This is a genomic window from Variovorax sp. 278MFTsu5.1 (assembly GCF_048305045.1).
In the GTDB taxonomy this organism is placed as follows: Bacteria; Pseudomonadota; Gammaproteobacteria; order Burkholderiales; family Burkholderiaceae_C; genus Variovorax; species Variovorax guangxiensis.
This window is the reverse complement of record NZ_CP157622.1, coordinates 4,399,681-4,412,551: the sequence shown is the minus strand read 5'-3', so window position 1 is coordinate 4,412,551 and position 12,871 is coordinate 4,399,681. Positions and strand designations below refer to the sequence as shown.

The following is a 12,871-nucleotide window of genomic DNA, read 5'->3' as shown; positions in this document are numbered from 1 at the left end:
TTTCAATATTGGGGTTCGACGGTCCAGCTGATGGGAATCTCGGCGACGCTGGCCGAGGCCGGCAGTTCGAGCACCGTCCGCGCGATGCGGGCCACGTCCTCGGGCCGCGTGGCCTGCCGTTGCTGCTCGGGCGGCAGGCCGGCCGCCATGTCGGTGGCGACGAAGCCCGGGCACAACGCGGTGCAGCGCACGCGCGATTCGGCCCCGCAATGCCGGATGCCATGGGCCAGCGACAGCACCGCCGCCTTGCTCAGCGCGTAGAGCGAGGCATCGGCCGTGCGCACGCGCTTGGCCGCGAGCGAGGCCATCACCAGCACCTTGCCTTCGTCTGCCGCCAGCAGATGCGGCCAGGCCTTGCGCGTGAGCCGCAGCGGCGACTTGACGTTGACTTCCAGCAGCCGGTCGACCTCCGCGTCGTCCGCATCGATGACCGAGCGCGTGCTGAGGATGCCGGCGTTGTGCACCAGCGCGTCGATGCCGCCGAAGTCGCGCACGGTCGCGGCAACCCAGTCGGTCTCGCTGCGCGCGTCCTCGGCGTCGAAGCGATAGGCGCGCACCCGCGCCGGGTCGTGGCCGTCGAAGGCATCGGTGGCGCTGCGCGTGCCCACACTCACGCGCCAGCCGTGCGCGAGCAGTTCGCGCACGATGGCAAGGCCGATGCCGCGGTTGCCTCCGCTGACCATGGCGACGCGGGGCAGCGCGCTCATCTCAGGGTTTGGTGAAGAGGCCGCGCACGTGGTCCTTGGCGGTCTCGAGGTGGTAGCGCAGCGCGTGCTCGACGGCGCCGACGTCGCGCGCCATCATTGCCTTGGCGATGGGCCTGTGCGTCTCGGCCAGCGCCTTCAGGTCGCCGTAGCTGTCCTCGCTGAGCGCGAGGAACATGCGCACCTCGGTCTGCATGTTGTCGAACAGGCGGTGCAGGTAGTGATTGCCCGACAGCGCGCTGATCGCGAAGTGGAAGTCCAGGTCGAGCGCCACCCGCTCGGGTGACGACAGGATCTCGGCGCGCTCCACCATGTCGTCCACGCGCGCGTCGAGCTGGGCCAGCTCGGCATCGGTGGCGTGCGTGCAGGCCAGCGAGGCGCCCAGCAGTTCGAGCTGGATGCGCACCTCGTACAGGTCGTTGACCTGCTTGGGCGAAACCGTGCGCACCGCGAATCCATGGCGCGGACGCGAGATCAGCAGCCCCAGGCTTTCGAGACGGCGTGCGGCTTCGCGCACGGGCGCGCGGCTCACGCCCATCTGCCGGGCCAGCTCGGCCTCGACGATGCGCTCGCCGGGCGCGATGCGGCCCGACAGGATGGCTTGCTGCAGTTGCGCCTCCACCACGCCGACCAGGTCGGGCACCTGGATCGACGAGAAGGCGGGAGGGGTGGCGGCTTCGGCCCGGCTGGTGGTCATCTGAGTTCCTTGTCTCAATCTCTTGTGCGTATCATGCCGGCCGCCTTGGGGCTGCCGCCGCCCGCGCGCGCCAGGTACACGCCCGCCACGGCGATCAGCGCCATGCCCGCCAGCGCTGGCGCGTCGGGCGGGCGCTGGAACCACAGCGTGCTGATCAGCACAGCCAGCAGCAGCTGCACGTAGTTCAGCGGCGCCAGCGTGGCCGCGCCGACGCGGCGGAACGCGGCAAGCAGCAACAGCTGCGCGCAACCGCTGACAGCACCGCCAGCGACCAGCAGCGCCATCTCGGGCCAGGGCGGCAGCGTGACGTGCGGCATGAACAGCACCGGCAGGTTCGTGATGACCAGGCAGGCCAGCGCCATGTGCGCGAACTGCACGGGTGCCGGCACCAGCCCCGAGAGCCGCCGCGTGAGCACCTGGAAGAGCGCATAGCAGACGGCCGACACTGCCATCAGCAGCGTGCCCGCCAGCGGCAGGCTGCCGCCCGGCCGCACGATGCACAGCATGCCGACGAAGCCCAGCAGCACGGCAGTCCACTGCGCGCGGCCCACGCGCTCCCCGAGCAGCCATGGCGACAGCGCGGCCATGATCAGCGGGGCGGTGAAGTAGATGGCCGTGGCCTCCGCCAGCGGCATGGTGACGAGCGCCGTCATGAAGCAGGTGGCCACGATGGCCAGTGCCACGCTGCGCGCGGCCAGCAGCTTCTGGTGCGGCTGGCGCCACAGGCGCAGGTCGCCGTGGCGCAGCAGAAGCACAAGCGCGATGGCGCCGATGGCGCTGTAGCGGCCCAGGTTGACGACGGCCGGCGCATGCGTGGCCACCATCTGCTTGGCGAAGGCGTCGTACACCGCGAACAGCACGAGTGCGCAGAGGAAGAGGGCGATGCCCGCGCCCGCGCTGTTGCTGCCCTGGTCGGCACGCGCGAGTGAAACGGAGGTGGGGGCTGTGCTCATGCCGCCCGCTGCGACAGCATCGCCCACGCAAGCAGGTCGCCGCCCGGCGTCGAAACACTCACGCGCGCAGCCCCTCCAGAAACGCATCGAGCGCGGCGCCGATGGCCCCGACCATGTAGCCGCCTTCCTGCACCACCACCGTTGGCAGGCCCAGCGCGCGCACGCGTTCGCCCGCGAGGCGGAAGGCTTCCATGTCGAACTTGAGCACGCTGATCGGGTCGTCCTTGTAGGTGTCGAAGCCCAGCGGCAGCACCAAGGCCTGCGGCTGGAAGCGTTCGATGGCGGCGGTGGCCTGGTCCAGCGCCTGCGCGAACTCTGCGTTGCCGCTGCCGTGCGCGAGCGGCAGGTTGAGGTTGAAGCCTTCGCCTTCGCCGGTGCCGCGCTCGTGCGCGTAGCCCGTGTACCAGGGGTAGTAGCCGGCCGGGTCGGCGTGCGTGGAAATTGTCAGCACGTCGCCGCGCTCGTAGAAGATCTGCTGCGTGCCGTCGCCGTGGTGGGCGTCGATGTCGAGCACGGCCACCCGCGCATGGCGCCGCCTCAGCGTGGCGGCCGCGATGGCGCTGTTGTTCACGTAGCAGAAGCCTGCCGCGCGCGCACGCTGCGCATGGTGGCCCGAAGGGCGGCACAGGGCGTAGGCAATGGGGCCGCCGTCGAGCACCGCCTCGGCCGCCGCCAGTGCGGCGTGGGCCGAGCGCAGGACGGAGCGCCATGTGTTCGGGCCGATGGGGCATGACAGGTCGCCGACGTACCAGCCCGTCTGCGCCAGGACCGAGGGCGAAGGGCAGGGGCCCACGCGCGGTCCGTGCGGCGACATGTTGGGCAGCACCTCGATGCCCGGCTCCAGCCCGAAGCTCTCGACCTTGCGCCAGCGCTCGAACGCGGTCTCCAGGTAGTCGAGGTAGTCCGTGCTGTGCACCTGCTCCAGCGCGGCGCGGCCGGCATCCGGCGGCACACTGACCGCGATGCCACGTGCGGCCAGCGTTGCCATCAAGGCCTCGGCGCGCGTGGGCAGGTCGGCGGGCTTGCAGATGCGGCCCACGCGCATGTACTGCTGCGGGTCGTGCAGCAGCTGGTCGTCGGAGAAGAAGGCCTGCATCTCAGTGCTCCTTCTCGAAGCGGTCCATGGCGCGCGTCAGGCGCGCGAACAGGTCGTCCAGCTCGGCCCGCGTGATGATGAGCGGCGGGCACAGGCCGATGCTGTCGCCCATGGCGCGCACGATCAGGCCTTCTTCCAGCGCCAGCGCCGCGAAGCGGTAGCCGGCCTTGCGGTCGGCGGCGAAAGGCGTGCGCGCGGCCTTGTCGGCCATGAGCTCGATGGCGCCGATCAGGCCCACGCCGCGCACGTTGCCCACCCAGGGGCGTTCGGCGAAGGCGCGCAGCCCGGCCTGGAACGCGGGGGCGAGTTCGCGCACGTGGTCGAGGATGCGCTCGTCCTCGTACACCTTCAGCGTCTCCAGCGCCACCGCGCAGGCGACGGGATGGCCCGAGTAGGTGTAGCCGTGGCCGAAGCTGCCGAGCTTGCCGCTGTTGGCGGCGATGGCGCTGTGCACCTTCTCGTTGACCATGACCGCCGAGATCGGCACGTAGCCCGAGGACAGCGCCTTGGCGCAGCTCAGGATGTCGGGCTGGATGCCGAAGGTGGTGGAGCCGAACATGTTGCCCGTGCGGCCGAAGCCGCAGATCACCTCGTCGGCGATCATGAGCACGCCGTACTTGCGCAGCACGGCCTGCACCTTCTCGAAGTAGCCGGCCGGCGGCACCAGCACGCCGCCCGCGCCCATCACCGGCTCGGCGATGAAGGCTGCCACGGTCTCGGGTCCTTCGGCCAGGATGGTCTGCTCCAACTGTTGAGCGAGGCGGCTGGAGAAGTCCTGCTCCGTCTCGCCGGGTTCGGCGTAGCGGTAGTGGTGCGGGCAGTCCACGTGCAGGAAGCGCGCGGGCGCGGTGGCGATGGGCAGGTCGAAGTCGCGGTGGTTGCCGTCGAGCCCGCCCATGCTGGCGGCGGCCACGGTTACGCCGTGGTAGGCGTTGCGCCGCGCGATGATCTTCTTGCGCTGCGGCTGGCCGATGGCGTTGTGGTAGTACCAGACCATCTTCACCGCGCTGTCGTTGGCCTCGGAGCCCGAGTTGGCGAAGAATACGCGCGCCATGGGCACGGGTGCCAGCGCCAGCAGCCGCTCGGCCAGGTCGGCCACCGCCACGTTGGTGCGCTGGTTGAACGTGTGGTAGTAGGGCAGGGTGTTCAGTGCCTTCGCTCCGGCCTCGGCCAGGCGCTTGTTGGAGAAGCCCAGCGAGGCGCACCACAGGCCCGACATGGCCTCCAGGTAGCGCCGGCCGTTCTCGTCCACGACGTGGATGCCGTCGCCTTCGACGATGACCAGCGGCGGCGTCTGCGGCAGCGCCGCCAGGTTGGTGTACGAATGCAGGTGGGTGGCGACGTCCTTGTCGCCGGTGCCTAGGGGTTCTGCCATGGGGGTCCTCCGTGGATGGCGGGCGGCGTTTACAGCCGCGCCAGGTTGTCGTGGGTCTGCCGCGCGATGGCCTCGGGCCTTGTGCGTGTCGCGATGTGCGGCGTGACGGTGATGCGCGGATGGCGCCAGAACGGGTGGCCTTGCGGCAGCGGCTCCTCGACGAAGGCGTCGAGCACGGCCGAGGCGATCTGGCCGCTCTGCAGCGCGGCCAGCAGGTCGTCCTGCACGAGGTGGGCGCCGCGCCCGACGTTGACGAGGCGCGCGCCGCGCGGCAGTTGAGCGAACAGCGACGCGTCGAGGATGCCGCGCGTGTCGTCAGTCAGCGGCAGCAGGCAGACAAGGGTGTCGCAGCCGGCCAGGAACTCGGCGCGCGCCGCATCGCCGTGGAAGGCCTCGATGCCCTCGGGCAGATCGCCCTTGGGGCTGCGGCTCCAGCCGCGCACCCGGTAGCCGATGGCAAGCAGCGCGCGCGCGGCCGACTGCCCAAGCACGCCCAGGCCCGCGATGCCCACGCGGTGCCGGGCCGGTGGCTCGATGGGCGCTTCCTCCCAGGCCGCCCGGCGCTGGCTCTCGAGATAGGAGCCCATGTGGCGCTGGCCGTGCACCACGGCCCACGCCACATAGGCGTTCATGCCATCGGCCATGTCCGGGTCGACGATGCGGCGCACCGGCACGTCGGGAAGCGCCGGGTCGCGCGTGATGTGGTCGGTGCCCGCGCCCACCGACTGCACCAGCCGCAGGCGCGGCATGCGCGCGAGCAGCCCCGGCGGCGGCGACCAGCAGACCACGGTGTCGATGCGGTCGAGCGCGTCCAGCTCCTGCACCTCGGTGTCGATGCGGTGCAGCCGGGCCTTCGGAAAGCGCTCGCGGAAGGCGGGCTGCAGGTAGTCCATGGCGATCTGGTCGGAGACCAGCGCGATGTCGAGTTCGTGCGTCATGCGGCCACCGCCTGTTCGGCTGCCGCCGCCGACAGCCTCGGCTGCGCCTCGATCAGCGTGCGCGTGTACGCATGCCGCGGGTTCGCCAGCACCCTGGCGGTCTCGCCGTACTCGACGATCTCGCCGCGCTGCATCACTGCGATGTGGTCGCACATCTCGCCGGCCACGCGCAGGTCGTGCGTGATGAACACCATCGCCAGCTGGAAGCGCTCGCGCACCTCGGCGAAGAGCTTCAGCACCTGGGCCTGCACCGACACGTCGAGCGCCGAGACCGGCTCGTCGGCCACCAGCAGCTGCGGCTCCATGGCCAGCGCGCGCGCGATGCCGATGCGCTGGCGCTGGCCTCCGGAGAACTCGTGCGGAAAGCGCTCCGCCGCGTCGGGCTTGAGGCCCACCAGCTCGAGCAGCTCCATCGCGCGGGCCATGGCCTGCGCCTTGGGCACGCCCTGTGCGATCGGGCCCGCGGCAATGGCCGGGCCGATGCGGTGGCGCGGGTTGAGCGAGGCATACGGGTCCTGGAACACCATCTGGATCCTGCCCTGCGACTGCGCCCGGAACTGCGCGCCCGACTGCAGCGCGCGGCCCTTGAACAGCACGCGGCCGCTGTCGAAGGGCGCCAGGCCCACGATGCAGCGGCCCACGGTCGACTTGCCCGAACCCGATTCACCGACCAGCCCCAGCGTCTCGCCGCGGCGCAGCTCGAACGACAGGCCCTTGGCCGCTTCCACGCGCCGGCCCTTGCTGAACAGGCCGCCGCCGGTCACGTAGATCTTGCGCAGTTCCTGCACCTGCAGCACGTGTTCGACGGGGCGCTGCCCGGAAGGCGCGCGCACCTGGCCGTTCGGAATGGCCGCGATGAGCTTGCGCGTGTAGGCATGCTGCGGCCGGGCCAGCACGGCGGAGGCCGGGCCGGCCTCGACCACCTCGCCGGTCTGCATCACGACGACCTGGTCGGCGATCTCCGAGACCACGCCGAAATCGTGCGTGATGAAGAGCACCGCCGTTCCCTTGCGCTGCTGCAGCTCGCGGATGAGCTTCAGGATCTGCGCCTGCGTGGTCACGTCCAGCGCGGTGGTGGGTTCGTCGCAGATCAGCAGGGCCGGCTCCAGCACCAGCGCGCAGGCGATCATCACGCGCTGGCGCTGCCCGCCGGACAGGCGGAACGGATAGCTGTCGATCAGCACCTCGGGCTCGGGCAGGCCGACGTCGGCCAGCGCCGCGAGGATGCGCTGGCGCTTCTGCGCGGCCGACAGCTTCACGTGGGCGTCGAATACCTCGGCGATCTGCTCGCCGACGCGCATGACCGGGTTCAGCGCCGTCATCGGCTCCTGGAACACCATGCCGATGCGCCGGCCGCGCAGCGTGCGAAGCTGCGTCTCGTCGAGCTGCAGCAGGTCCTGTCCGTCGAAGAGGATGCGGCCGGCCACGGGTTCCACGTGCGGCCGCGGCAGCAGGCCCATGATGGCGTTGGCGATCATCGATTTGCCTGAGCCCGATTCGCCGACCACGCACAGCGTCTGGCCCGGCAGCAGCTGCAGCGAAGCGCCCCGCACCGCCAGTTCGCGGTCGGCGCCGGGGGGCAGGCGGATGTCCAGGCCCTGGACGTCGAGCGCGGGGAGAACGAGCTTTTCCATTTTCATTTGCCCCTCCCGTCGGCGCGCGCATTGAGGCCGTCGTTCAGGCCTTCGCCCACCAGGTTCAGCGCGAGCACCGTGAGCAGGATGGCCACGCCCGGGAACACCGCCATCCACCAGGCCTGGCGCAGCACCGTGCGCGCCGAGCCGACCATGTAGCCCCAGCTCATCTGGTTCGGGTCGCCCAGGCCCAGGAAGCTCAGGCTGGATTCGAGCAGGATGGCCGTGGCCACCATCAGCGAGGCCATCACCACGATGGGCGAGGCGGCGTTGGGCAGGATCTGCGTGAGGATGATGCGCGGCGTGGATTGGCCCGCCAATTGCGCCGCGGCCACGAAGTCGCGCTGGCGCAGCGTCAGGAATTCGCTGCGCACCAGCCGCGCAACCGGCGGCCACGACACGATCGCGATGGCCGTGACGATCGACTGCACCGAAGGCTGGAAGATCGCCACCAGCACGATGGCCAGCGCGAAGCTCGGAATGGCCTGGAACAGCTCGGTGAAGCGCATCAGCGTGGCGTCGATCCAGCCGCCGAAGTAGCCCGAGACGGCGCCGATGCTCACGCCGATCAGCAGCGACACCACGGTGGAGACCACGCCGATCAGCAGCGAGACGCGAGCGCCGGTGACGATGCCCGAGAGGATGTCGCGGCCCATGGTGTCGGTGCCCAGCAGCAGGCCCTGTTCGGCCATGGGCGCCGCGAAGGGCGTGCCGACCATGTCCCAGGGGTTGTTCTGCGCGACGAAGGGGCCGAGCGCCGTGACCAGCGCCACCAGCATCAGCACGATCAGGCCGAAGACCGCGCCCTTGTTGCGGCTGAAGCGCCGCCAGAATTTGCTTTTCATGAAGGGCTCCTTGGCTCAGCTCAGCTCGATGCGGGGATCGACCAGCGTGTAGACGAAGTCGGTGATCAGGTTGAACAGCACGGCCATGGCCGCGGTGAACAGGAAGCAGCCGAGCAGCAGGTTGTAGTCGCGCTGCAGCAGCGCGTCGAACATGAGGCGGCCGATGCCGGGCCAGGCGAACACGGTCTCGGTCAGCACGGCGCCGCCGATCATCCCGCCGGCCTGGATGCCGGCGAGCGTGACCACCGGCAGCAGCGCGTTGCGCAGGATGTGCTTGCGCTGGATGCGCCCGGGCGCCACGCCCTTGGCGCGCGCGGTCTTCACGAAGTCCATCTGCGCGACCTCGAGCATGGAGGCGCGCGTCATGCGCGCATACACCGCCATGTAGAACAGCGCCAGCGTCAGCGAAGGCAGGATCAGGTGCTTGGCGATGTCCAGCGCCTTGTCGATGCCTGTGAGGTCCGCGCCCACGGTGAAGAAGCCGAAGGCGGGCAGCAGGTCGAACTGCACCGTGAAGAGCAGCACCGCCATCATCGCCAGCCAGTAGAGAGGCGTTGCGTAGAAGACCAGCGCGACCACGGTGATGAGGCTGTCCTGCCACTTGCCCGCGTTGCGGCTGGCCAGCGCGCCCAGCACGATGCCGAACAGCAGCGAGAGGCCGAAGGCCGTGCCGGTGAGCAGCAGCGTGGCCGGCAGGCGCTCCAGGATCAGGTCGACCACCGGCTGCTGCTGGCGGTAGGAGAAGCCGAGGTCGAGCTTGAGCACGTGGCCCAGGTAGTTGCCGAGCTGCACGGGCAGCGGCTGGTCGAGGCCGAACTGCTGGCGCAGCTGGGCCACGAACTGCGCATCGGACGCGCCGGCCTCGCCGGCCATGACGGACACCGGGTCGCCCGGCGCCGCGCGAACCAGCAGGAAGTTGACGGTGGCGATCACCAGCAGGGCCATCAGGCCCTGCAGCAAGCGCACGGACATGAACTGCAGTCGTTTCATGGCGAACTCGGTTCGGGCATGCGGTGGTCCGGCCTATTCAGCCAACACAGGCGGGCACCGCATGCGGGGAGGAAAGTCAGGCCAGCTTGACGCGGCCCAGGCTGTCGTTCAGGCCGATGCCGGACGACACCACGTTCTGGATCTTGCTGCGGTACAGCGTCGGGAAGTTGATCTCGTGCAGCCAGGCCACGGGCACTTCGTCGACCAGCAGCTTCTGCACTTCCAGGTAGATCGCGCGGCGCCTGGCCGGGTCGCTCTCGCGTGCGCCGGCCGCGAACAGTTCGTCGACCTTGGGGTTCACGTAGCCCGCCACGTTGTTGAAGGGCGAGCCCTTGGCGATGTTGTCGCTGGTGTAGTTGCGCGCCACGCCCAGGGCCGGGTCGCCGTACTGGTAGACGTAGGTGAAGGCGAGGTCGAAGTCCCACTCGCTGTTGCGCTGGTTCCAGCCGGCCACGTCGGTGGCGACCATCTCGACCTTGATGCCGGCCTGCGTGAGGTTCTGGCGCACGATCTCGGCCTGGCGCTGCCAGGATTCGCCATAGGGCAGCGGCAGCAGGCGCAGCGTCTCGCCCTTGTAGCCCGATTCGGACAGCAGCTTCTTGGCCTTGGCGAGGTCGCGCGGGTACTTGGCGACGTCGTCGCTGGCGTAGGCGATGTGGCTGTTGAAGGGGCCGGTGGCCGGCTTGGCGTAGCCATACCAGGCGACCTTGGCCATGGCCTCGCGGTCGATGGCGGTCCACACGGCCTGGCGGAACTTCACGTTGTTCATGGGCGCCGTGCGGTTGTTCATCCACAGCCAGCTGTGCGGCGCGAAGAACTCCCAGCCCTTGGTGGTCACGGCCGCGCCCGGCAGCTTGGCCAGGCGGCCCACGTCGAAGTACTCCACCGTGCCGCCCGGCGCGATGTCGACCTTGCCCGACTCGAACGCCGCGGCGCGCGCGGCCGCGTCGGGGATCACGTGGAAATACACGCTCTCCACGCTCACGATGCCCGGCTGGTGGTAGTTCTCGTTGGCCACGAGGTTGATGTAGGAGCCCTTGACCCATTCCTTGAACTTGAGCGGGCCCGTGCCGATCGGCGTGGCGTTGGCGGGGTTGGTCGCGAAGTCGGTGCCTTCGTAGATGTGCTTGGGCACCATCGGCATGGTGCCGTTCTCGAAGATGCCCATGAAGGGGCCGAAGGGCTGCTTGAGCTTGAACTCCACGGTGAGCGGGTCGAGCGCCTTGATCGATTCCACCTGCGCCAGGCTGGCGCGGAAGCGCGCGTGCGTCTTGCGCAGGAACACGTCGCACGAGAACACCACGTCGTCGGCGCTGAAGGGCTTGCCGTCGTGCCACTTGACGTTGGGCTTGAGCTTGAAGACGTAGGTCTTGCTGTCCGCGCTCACGGTCCAGGAAGTGGCGAGCTGCGGCTGGGGCTCGAGCTTCTCGTTGTAGCGCAGCAGGCCTTCGTAGATGTTGCCCGCGATCAGCTGCGTGGGGCCGTTCTGCACGATGCCCATCATCAGGCCAGGCGGCTCGGGCTGGACCAGCACGTTGACGACACCCTTCTTGCCTTGCGCCAGGCTGTGCAGGGGCACCCCGGCGATGGACAGGCCTAGGGCGGCGGAGCCGGCTTGGATCAGGTTGCGGCGTTTCATCGGGGCGGACCTTTCGAAGTGGGTAGGGCAGTGAAGAACGGGTGAATCTCAGTCGCGGAAGGAGGCCGGGCTGGCTGGGGCCAGGCGCTGCAGGAGCGCGCGCCATTCGCGGGCGTAGGGGTCGTGCGGTGCGGAGGCGAGGCGGTTGGTGTCGCCGCTTTCGTACTGGCGCGCGGTCAGCTCGCAGACCTCCTCGGGCACCGGGTGCACGGTCTGGCCCGTGCCCTGGATGGCGACCTGCACGCGGCAGGCGCGCTCCAGGTTGTGCATGAGGATGAAGGCCTCTGCCACGCTGCGGCCCAGCGTGATCAGCCCGTGGTTGCGCAGGATCAGTGCGCGCGAATTCGGGCCGAGGTCGGCGACCAGGCGCTCGCGCTCCTCGTGGTTGAGCGCGATCCCTTCGAACTCGTGGTACGTCACGCGGTTGTGGAACTGCAGCGCCCACTGGTTGCACGGCTGCAGCCCGCCGGCCAGCGAGGACACGGCGACACCGGCGACGGTATGGGTGTGCAGCACGCAGACGGCGTCATGGCGCGCGGCATGCACGGCGCTATGGATCGTGAAGCCGGCCGGGTTCACGTCGTACTCGGAGGGCTCGACGATGTTGCCGTCCAGGTCGATCTTCACGAGCGAGGACGCCGTGATGTCGCGAAACAGCATGCCGAAGGGGTTGATCAGGAACTGGTCCGTGGTGCCGGGCACGCGGGCGGAGATGTGGGTGTAGATGCTGTCGTCCATCCCGTAGAGGGCGACGAGCCGGTAGGCGGCTGCGAGGTCCTGCCGGAGCTGGCGCTCCGCGGATGCCATGGGAGGGAGGGTGCCGCCGCGTACGTCCGGGATGCTTCGTTCTGCTGTTTCCATTGAATCTCCGAAGATCGACTGTCATCTGTCGACAGTATTCATCTTGCAGTTTGCGTGCCAGCCCAGATATCGGCGAAAACCCGCAAATTGGCTGCAGTTGGCGTTTCAGCCGGCCTCGCATGCACCGCGAGCGGGCACGCCTGTCGATTTGCGTGCAAGCCATGCAGCTTGATGGCGCGAATGCGCCCCGCCCCGGCGGCCCCACGAATATCTTTGTCGCCCTAAGGCTCAGTGCTCCGGCGCTGCTTTATAATCACGAAAAAGCACGATCGTTCTTTTTTGTGGCGCCAGCGCCGACGGGAAGAATGGAGAGGCGGCAAAGGTCGCGCCCTAGAATGACCGGTTTGCCCTCGAAGCCCCCTTTTTGCAATCCAATGGAGTCAAGTCAATGAAGGTTCTTGTGCCTGTCAAACGGGTCGTCGATTACAACGTGAAGGTGCGCGTGAAGAGCGACGGCACCGGAGTGGACATTGCCAACGTCAAGATGAGCATGAACCCCTTCGACGAGATCGCCGTTGAAGAAGCGGTTCGGCTGAAGGAAAAGGGCGTGGTCACCGAAGTCATCGCCGTCTCCTGCGGCGACGCCAAGAGCCAGGAGACCCTGCGTACCGCCATGGCCATCGGCGCCGACCGCGGCATCCTGGTGGAAACCGCTGAAGAACTGCAGCCCCTGGCCGTGGCCAAGCTGCTGAAGGCGCTGGTCGACAAGGAACAGCCCCAGCTCATCATCCTGGGCAAGCAGGCCATCGACGACGATGCCAACCAGACCGGTCAGATGCTGGCTGCGCTGGCTGACCTGCCCCAAGCCACTTTTGCTTCGAAGGTCGAAGTCGCCGGCGACAAGGCCACGGTGACCCGCGAAGTCGACGGCGGCCTGGAGACCGTGGCGCTGACGCTGCCCGCGGTCATCACCACCGACCTGCGCCTGAACGAGCCGCGCTACGTGACGCTGCCCAACATCATGAAGGCCAAGAAGAAGCAGCTCGACACGGTCAAGCCGGAAGACCTGGGCGTGGACGTGAAGCCCCGCCTGAAGACCCTGAAGGTTGCAGAGCCGCCGAAGCGTGGCGCTGGCATCAAGGTGCCGGACGTCGCAACGCTGGTGGACAAATTGAAGAACGAAGCGAAGGTGATCTGAA

General features: G+C 68.8%; 12 protein-coding genes. 1 reads left to right on the top strand and 11 read right to left on the bottom strand.

What is annotated here, in order from left to right; translation table 11 throughout:
- Positions 1-2 precede the first annotated feature (2 nt).
- The 11 genes from ABL844_RS20500 to ABL844_RS20450 form a co-directional block, all read right to left on the bottom strand.
- On the bottom strand, positions 3-707 hold the full coding sequence (locus tag ABL844_RS20500; RefSeq protein ID WP_418128729.1) for an SDR family NAD(P)-dependent oxidoreductase: 705 nt from the start codon (positions 705-707) through the stop codon (positions 3-5).
- Position 708: 1 nt separating this feature from the next.
- Entirely contained in the window at positions 709-1,401 is a 693-nt protein-coding gene (locus ABL844_RS20495; protein WP_126021815.1) for a GntR family transcriptional regulator, read from the bottom strand.
- Positions 1,402-1,415: 14 nt separating this feature from the next.
- Positions 1,416-2,354: a DMT family transporter gene (locus ABL844_RS20490; RefSeq protein ID WP_418128728.1), complete on the bottom strand. Its 939-nt coding sequence runs from the start codon at positions 2,352-2,354 to the stop codon at positions 1,416-1,418.
- 58 nt (positions 2,355-2,412) lie between these two features.
- Complete coding sequence (locus ABL844_RS20485; protein ID WP_418128727.1) at positions 2,413-3,450, bottom strand: histone deacetylase family protein; 1,038 nt, start codon at positions 3,448-3,450, stop codon at positions 2,413-2,415.
- Position 3,451: 1 nt separating this feature from the next.
- Positions 3,452-4,825, bottom strand: a complete 1,374-nt coding sequence (locus tag ABL844_RS20480) for an aspartate aminotransferase family protein (protein WP_418128725.1) — start codon at positions 4,823-4,825, stop codon at positions 3,452-3,454.
- Positions 4,826-4,854: 29 nt separating this feature from the next.
- Complete coding sequence (locus ABL844_RS20475) at positions 4,855-5,763, bottom strand: 2-hydroxyacid dehydrogenase (protein WP_418128724.1); 909 nt, start codon at positions 5,761-5,763, stop codon at positions 4,855-4,857.
- Complete coding sequence (locus tag ABL844_RS20470) at positions 5,760-7,397, bottom strand: ABC transporter ATP-binding protein (protein ID WP_418131929.1); 1,638 nt, start codon at positions 7,395-7,397, stop codon at positions 5,760-5,762. Before ABL844_RS20470 ends, ABL844_RS20475 begins: the two co-directional genes overlap by 4 nt.
- A gap of 2 nt (positions 7,398-7,399) precedes the next feature.
- Positions 7,400-8,242 (bottom strand): ABC transporter permease, encoded by an 843-nt coding sequence (locus ABL844_RS20465; protein ID WP_019656076.1) that lies wholly within the window; start codon positions 8,240-8,242, stop codon positions 7,400-7,402.
- A 15-nt stretch (positions 8,243-8,257) separates the two neighbouring features.
- A complete protein-coding gene (locus ABL844_RS20460; RefSeq protein ID WP_184641233.1) occupies positions 8,258-9,232 on the bottom strand; it encodes an ABC transporter permease in 975 nt (324 codons plus the stop codon).
- Positions 9,233-9,308: 76 nt separating this feature from the next.
- A complete protein-coding gene (locus ABL844_RS20455) occupies positions 9,309-10,871 on the bottom strand; it encodes an ABC transporter substrate-binding protein (RefSeq protein ID WP_184641232.1) in 1,563 nt (520 codons plus the stop codon).
- A 48-nt stretch (positions 10,872-10,919) separates the two neighbouring features.
- Positions 10,920-11,678, bottom strand: coding sequence for a class II aldolase/adducin family protein (locus ABL844_RS20450; protein ID WP_184641231.1), 759 nt, complete (start codon positions 11,676-11,678; stop codon positions 10,920-10,922).
- Between the two features lie 442 nt (positions 11,679-12,120).
- On the opposite strand from ABL844_RS20450, the gene ABL844_RS20445 reads away from it, so the two are divergent.
- The gene (locus ABL844_RS20445) at positions 12,121-12,870 is read left to right on the top strand and encodes an electron transfer flavoprotein subunit beta/FixA family protein (protein ID WP_019656080.1); all 750 of its coding nucleotides are present in this window, start codon (positions 12,121-12,123) and stop codon (positions 12,868-12,870) included.
- Position 12,871: the final 1 nt, after the last annotated feature.

Bases quoted from the DNA above. Each gene is read 5' to 3' on its own strand.
- ABL844_RS20500 (WP_418128729.1), bottom strand. From the start codon at position 707: ATGAGCGCGCTGCCCCGCGTCGCCATGGTCAGCGGAGGCAACCGCGGC.
- ABL844_RS20495 (WP_126021815.1), bottom strand. From the start codon at position 1,401: ATGACCACCAGCCGGGCCGAAGCCGCCACCCCTCCCGCCTTCTCGTCG.
- ABL844_RS20490 (WP_418128728.1), bottom strand. From the start codon at position 2,354: ATGAGCACAGCCCCCACCTCCGTTTCACTCGCGCGTGCCGACCAGGGC.
- ABL844_RS20485 (WP_418128727.1), bottom strand. From the start codon at position 3,450: ATGCAGGCCTTCTTCTCCGACGACCAGCTGCTGCACGACCCGCAGCAG.
- ABL844_RS20480 (WP_418128725.1), bottom strand. From the start codon at position 4,825: ATGGCAGAACCCCTAGGCACCGGCGACAAGGACGTCGCCACCCACCTG.
- ABL844_RS20475 (WP_418128724.1), bottom strand. From the start codon at position 5,763: ATGACGCACGAACTCGACATCGCGCTGGTCTCCGACCAGATCGCCATG.
- ABL844_RS20470 (WP_418131929.1), bottom strand. From the start codon at position 7,397: ATGGAAAAGCTCGTTCTCCCCGCGCTCGACGTCCAGGGCCTGGACATC.
- ABL844_RS20465 (WP_019656076.1), bottom strand. From the start codon at position 8,242: ATGAAAAGCAAATTCTGGCGGCGCTTCAGCCGCAACAAGGGCGCGGTC.
- ABL844_RS20460 (WP_184641233.1), bottom strand. From the start codon at position 9,232: ATGAAACGACTGCAGTTCATGTCCGTGCGCTTGCTGCAGGGCCTGATG.
- ABL844_RS20455 (WP_184641232.1), bottom strand. From the start codon at position 10,871: ATGAAACGCCGCAACCTGATCCAAGCCGGCTCCGCCGCCCTAGGCCTG.
- ABL844_RS20450 (WP_184641231.1), bottom strand. From the start codon at position 11,678: ATGGCATCCGCGGAGCGCCAGCTCCGGCAGGACCTCGCAGCCGCCTAC.
- ABL844_RS20445 (WP_019656080.1), top strand. From the start codon at position 12,121: ATGAAGGTTCTTGTGCCTGTCAAACGGGTCGTCGATTACAACGTGAAG.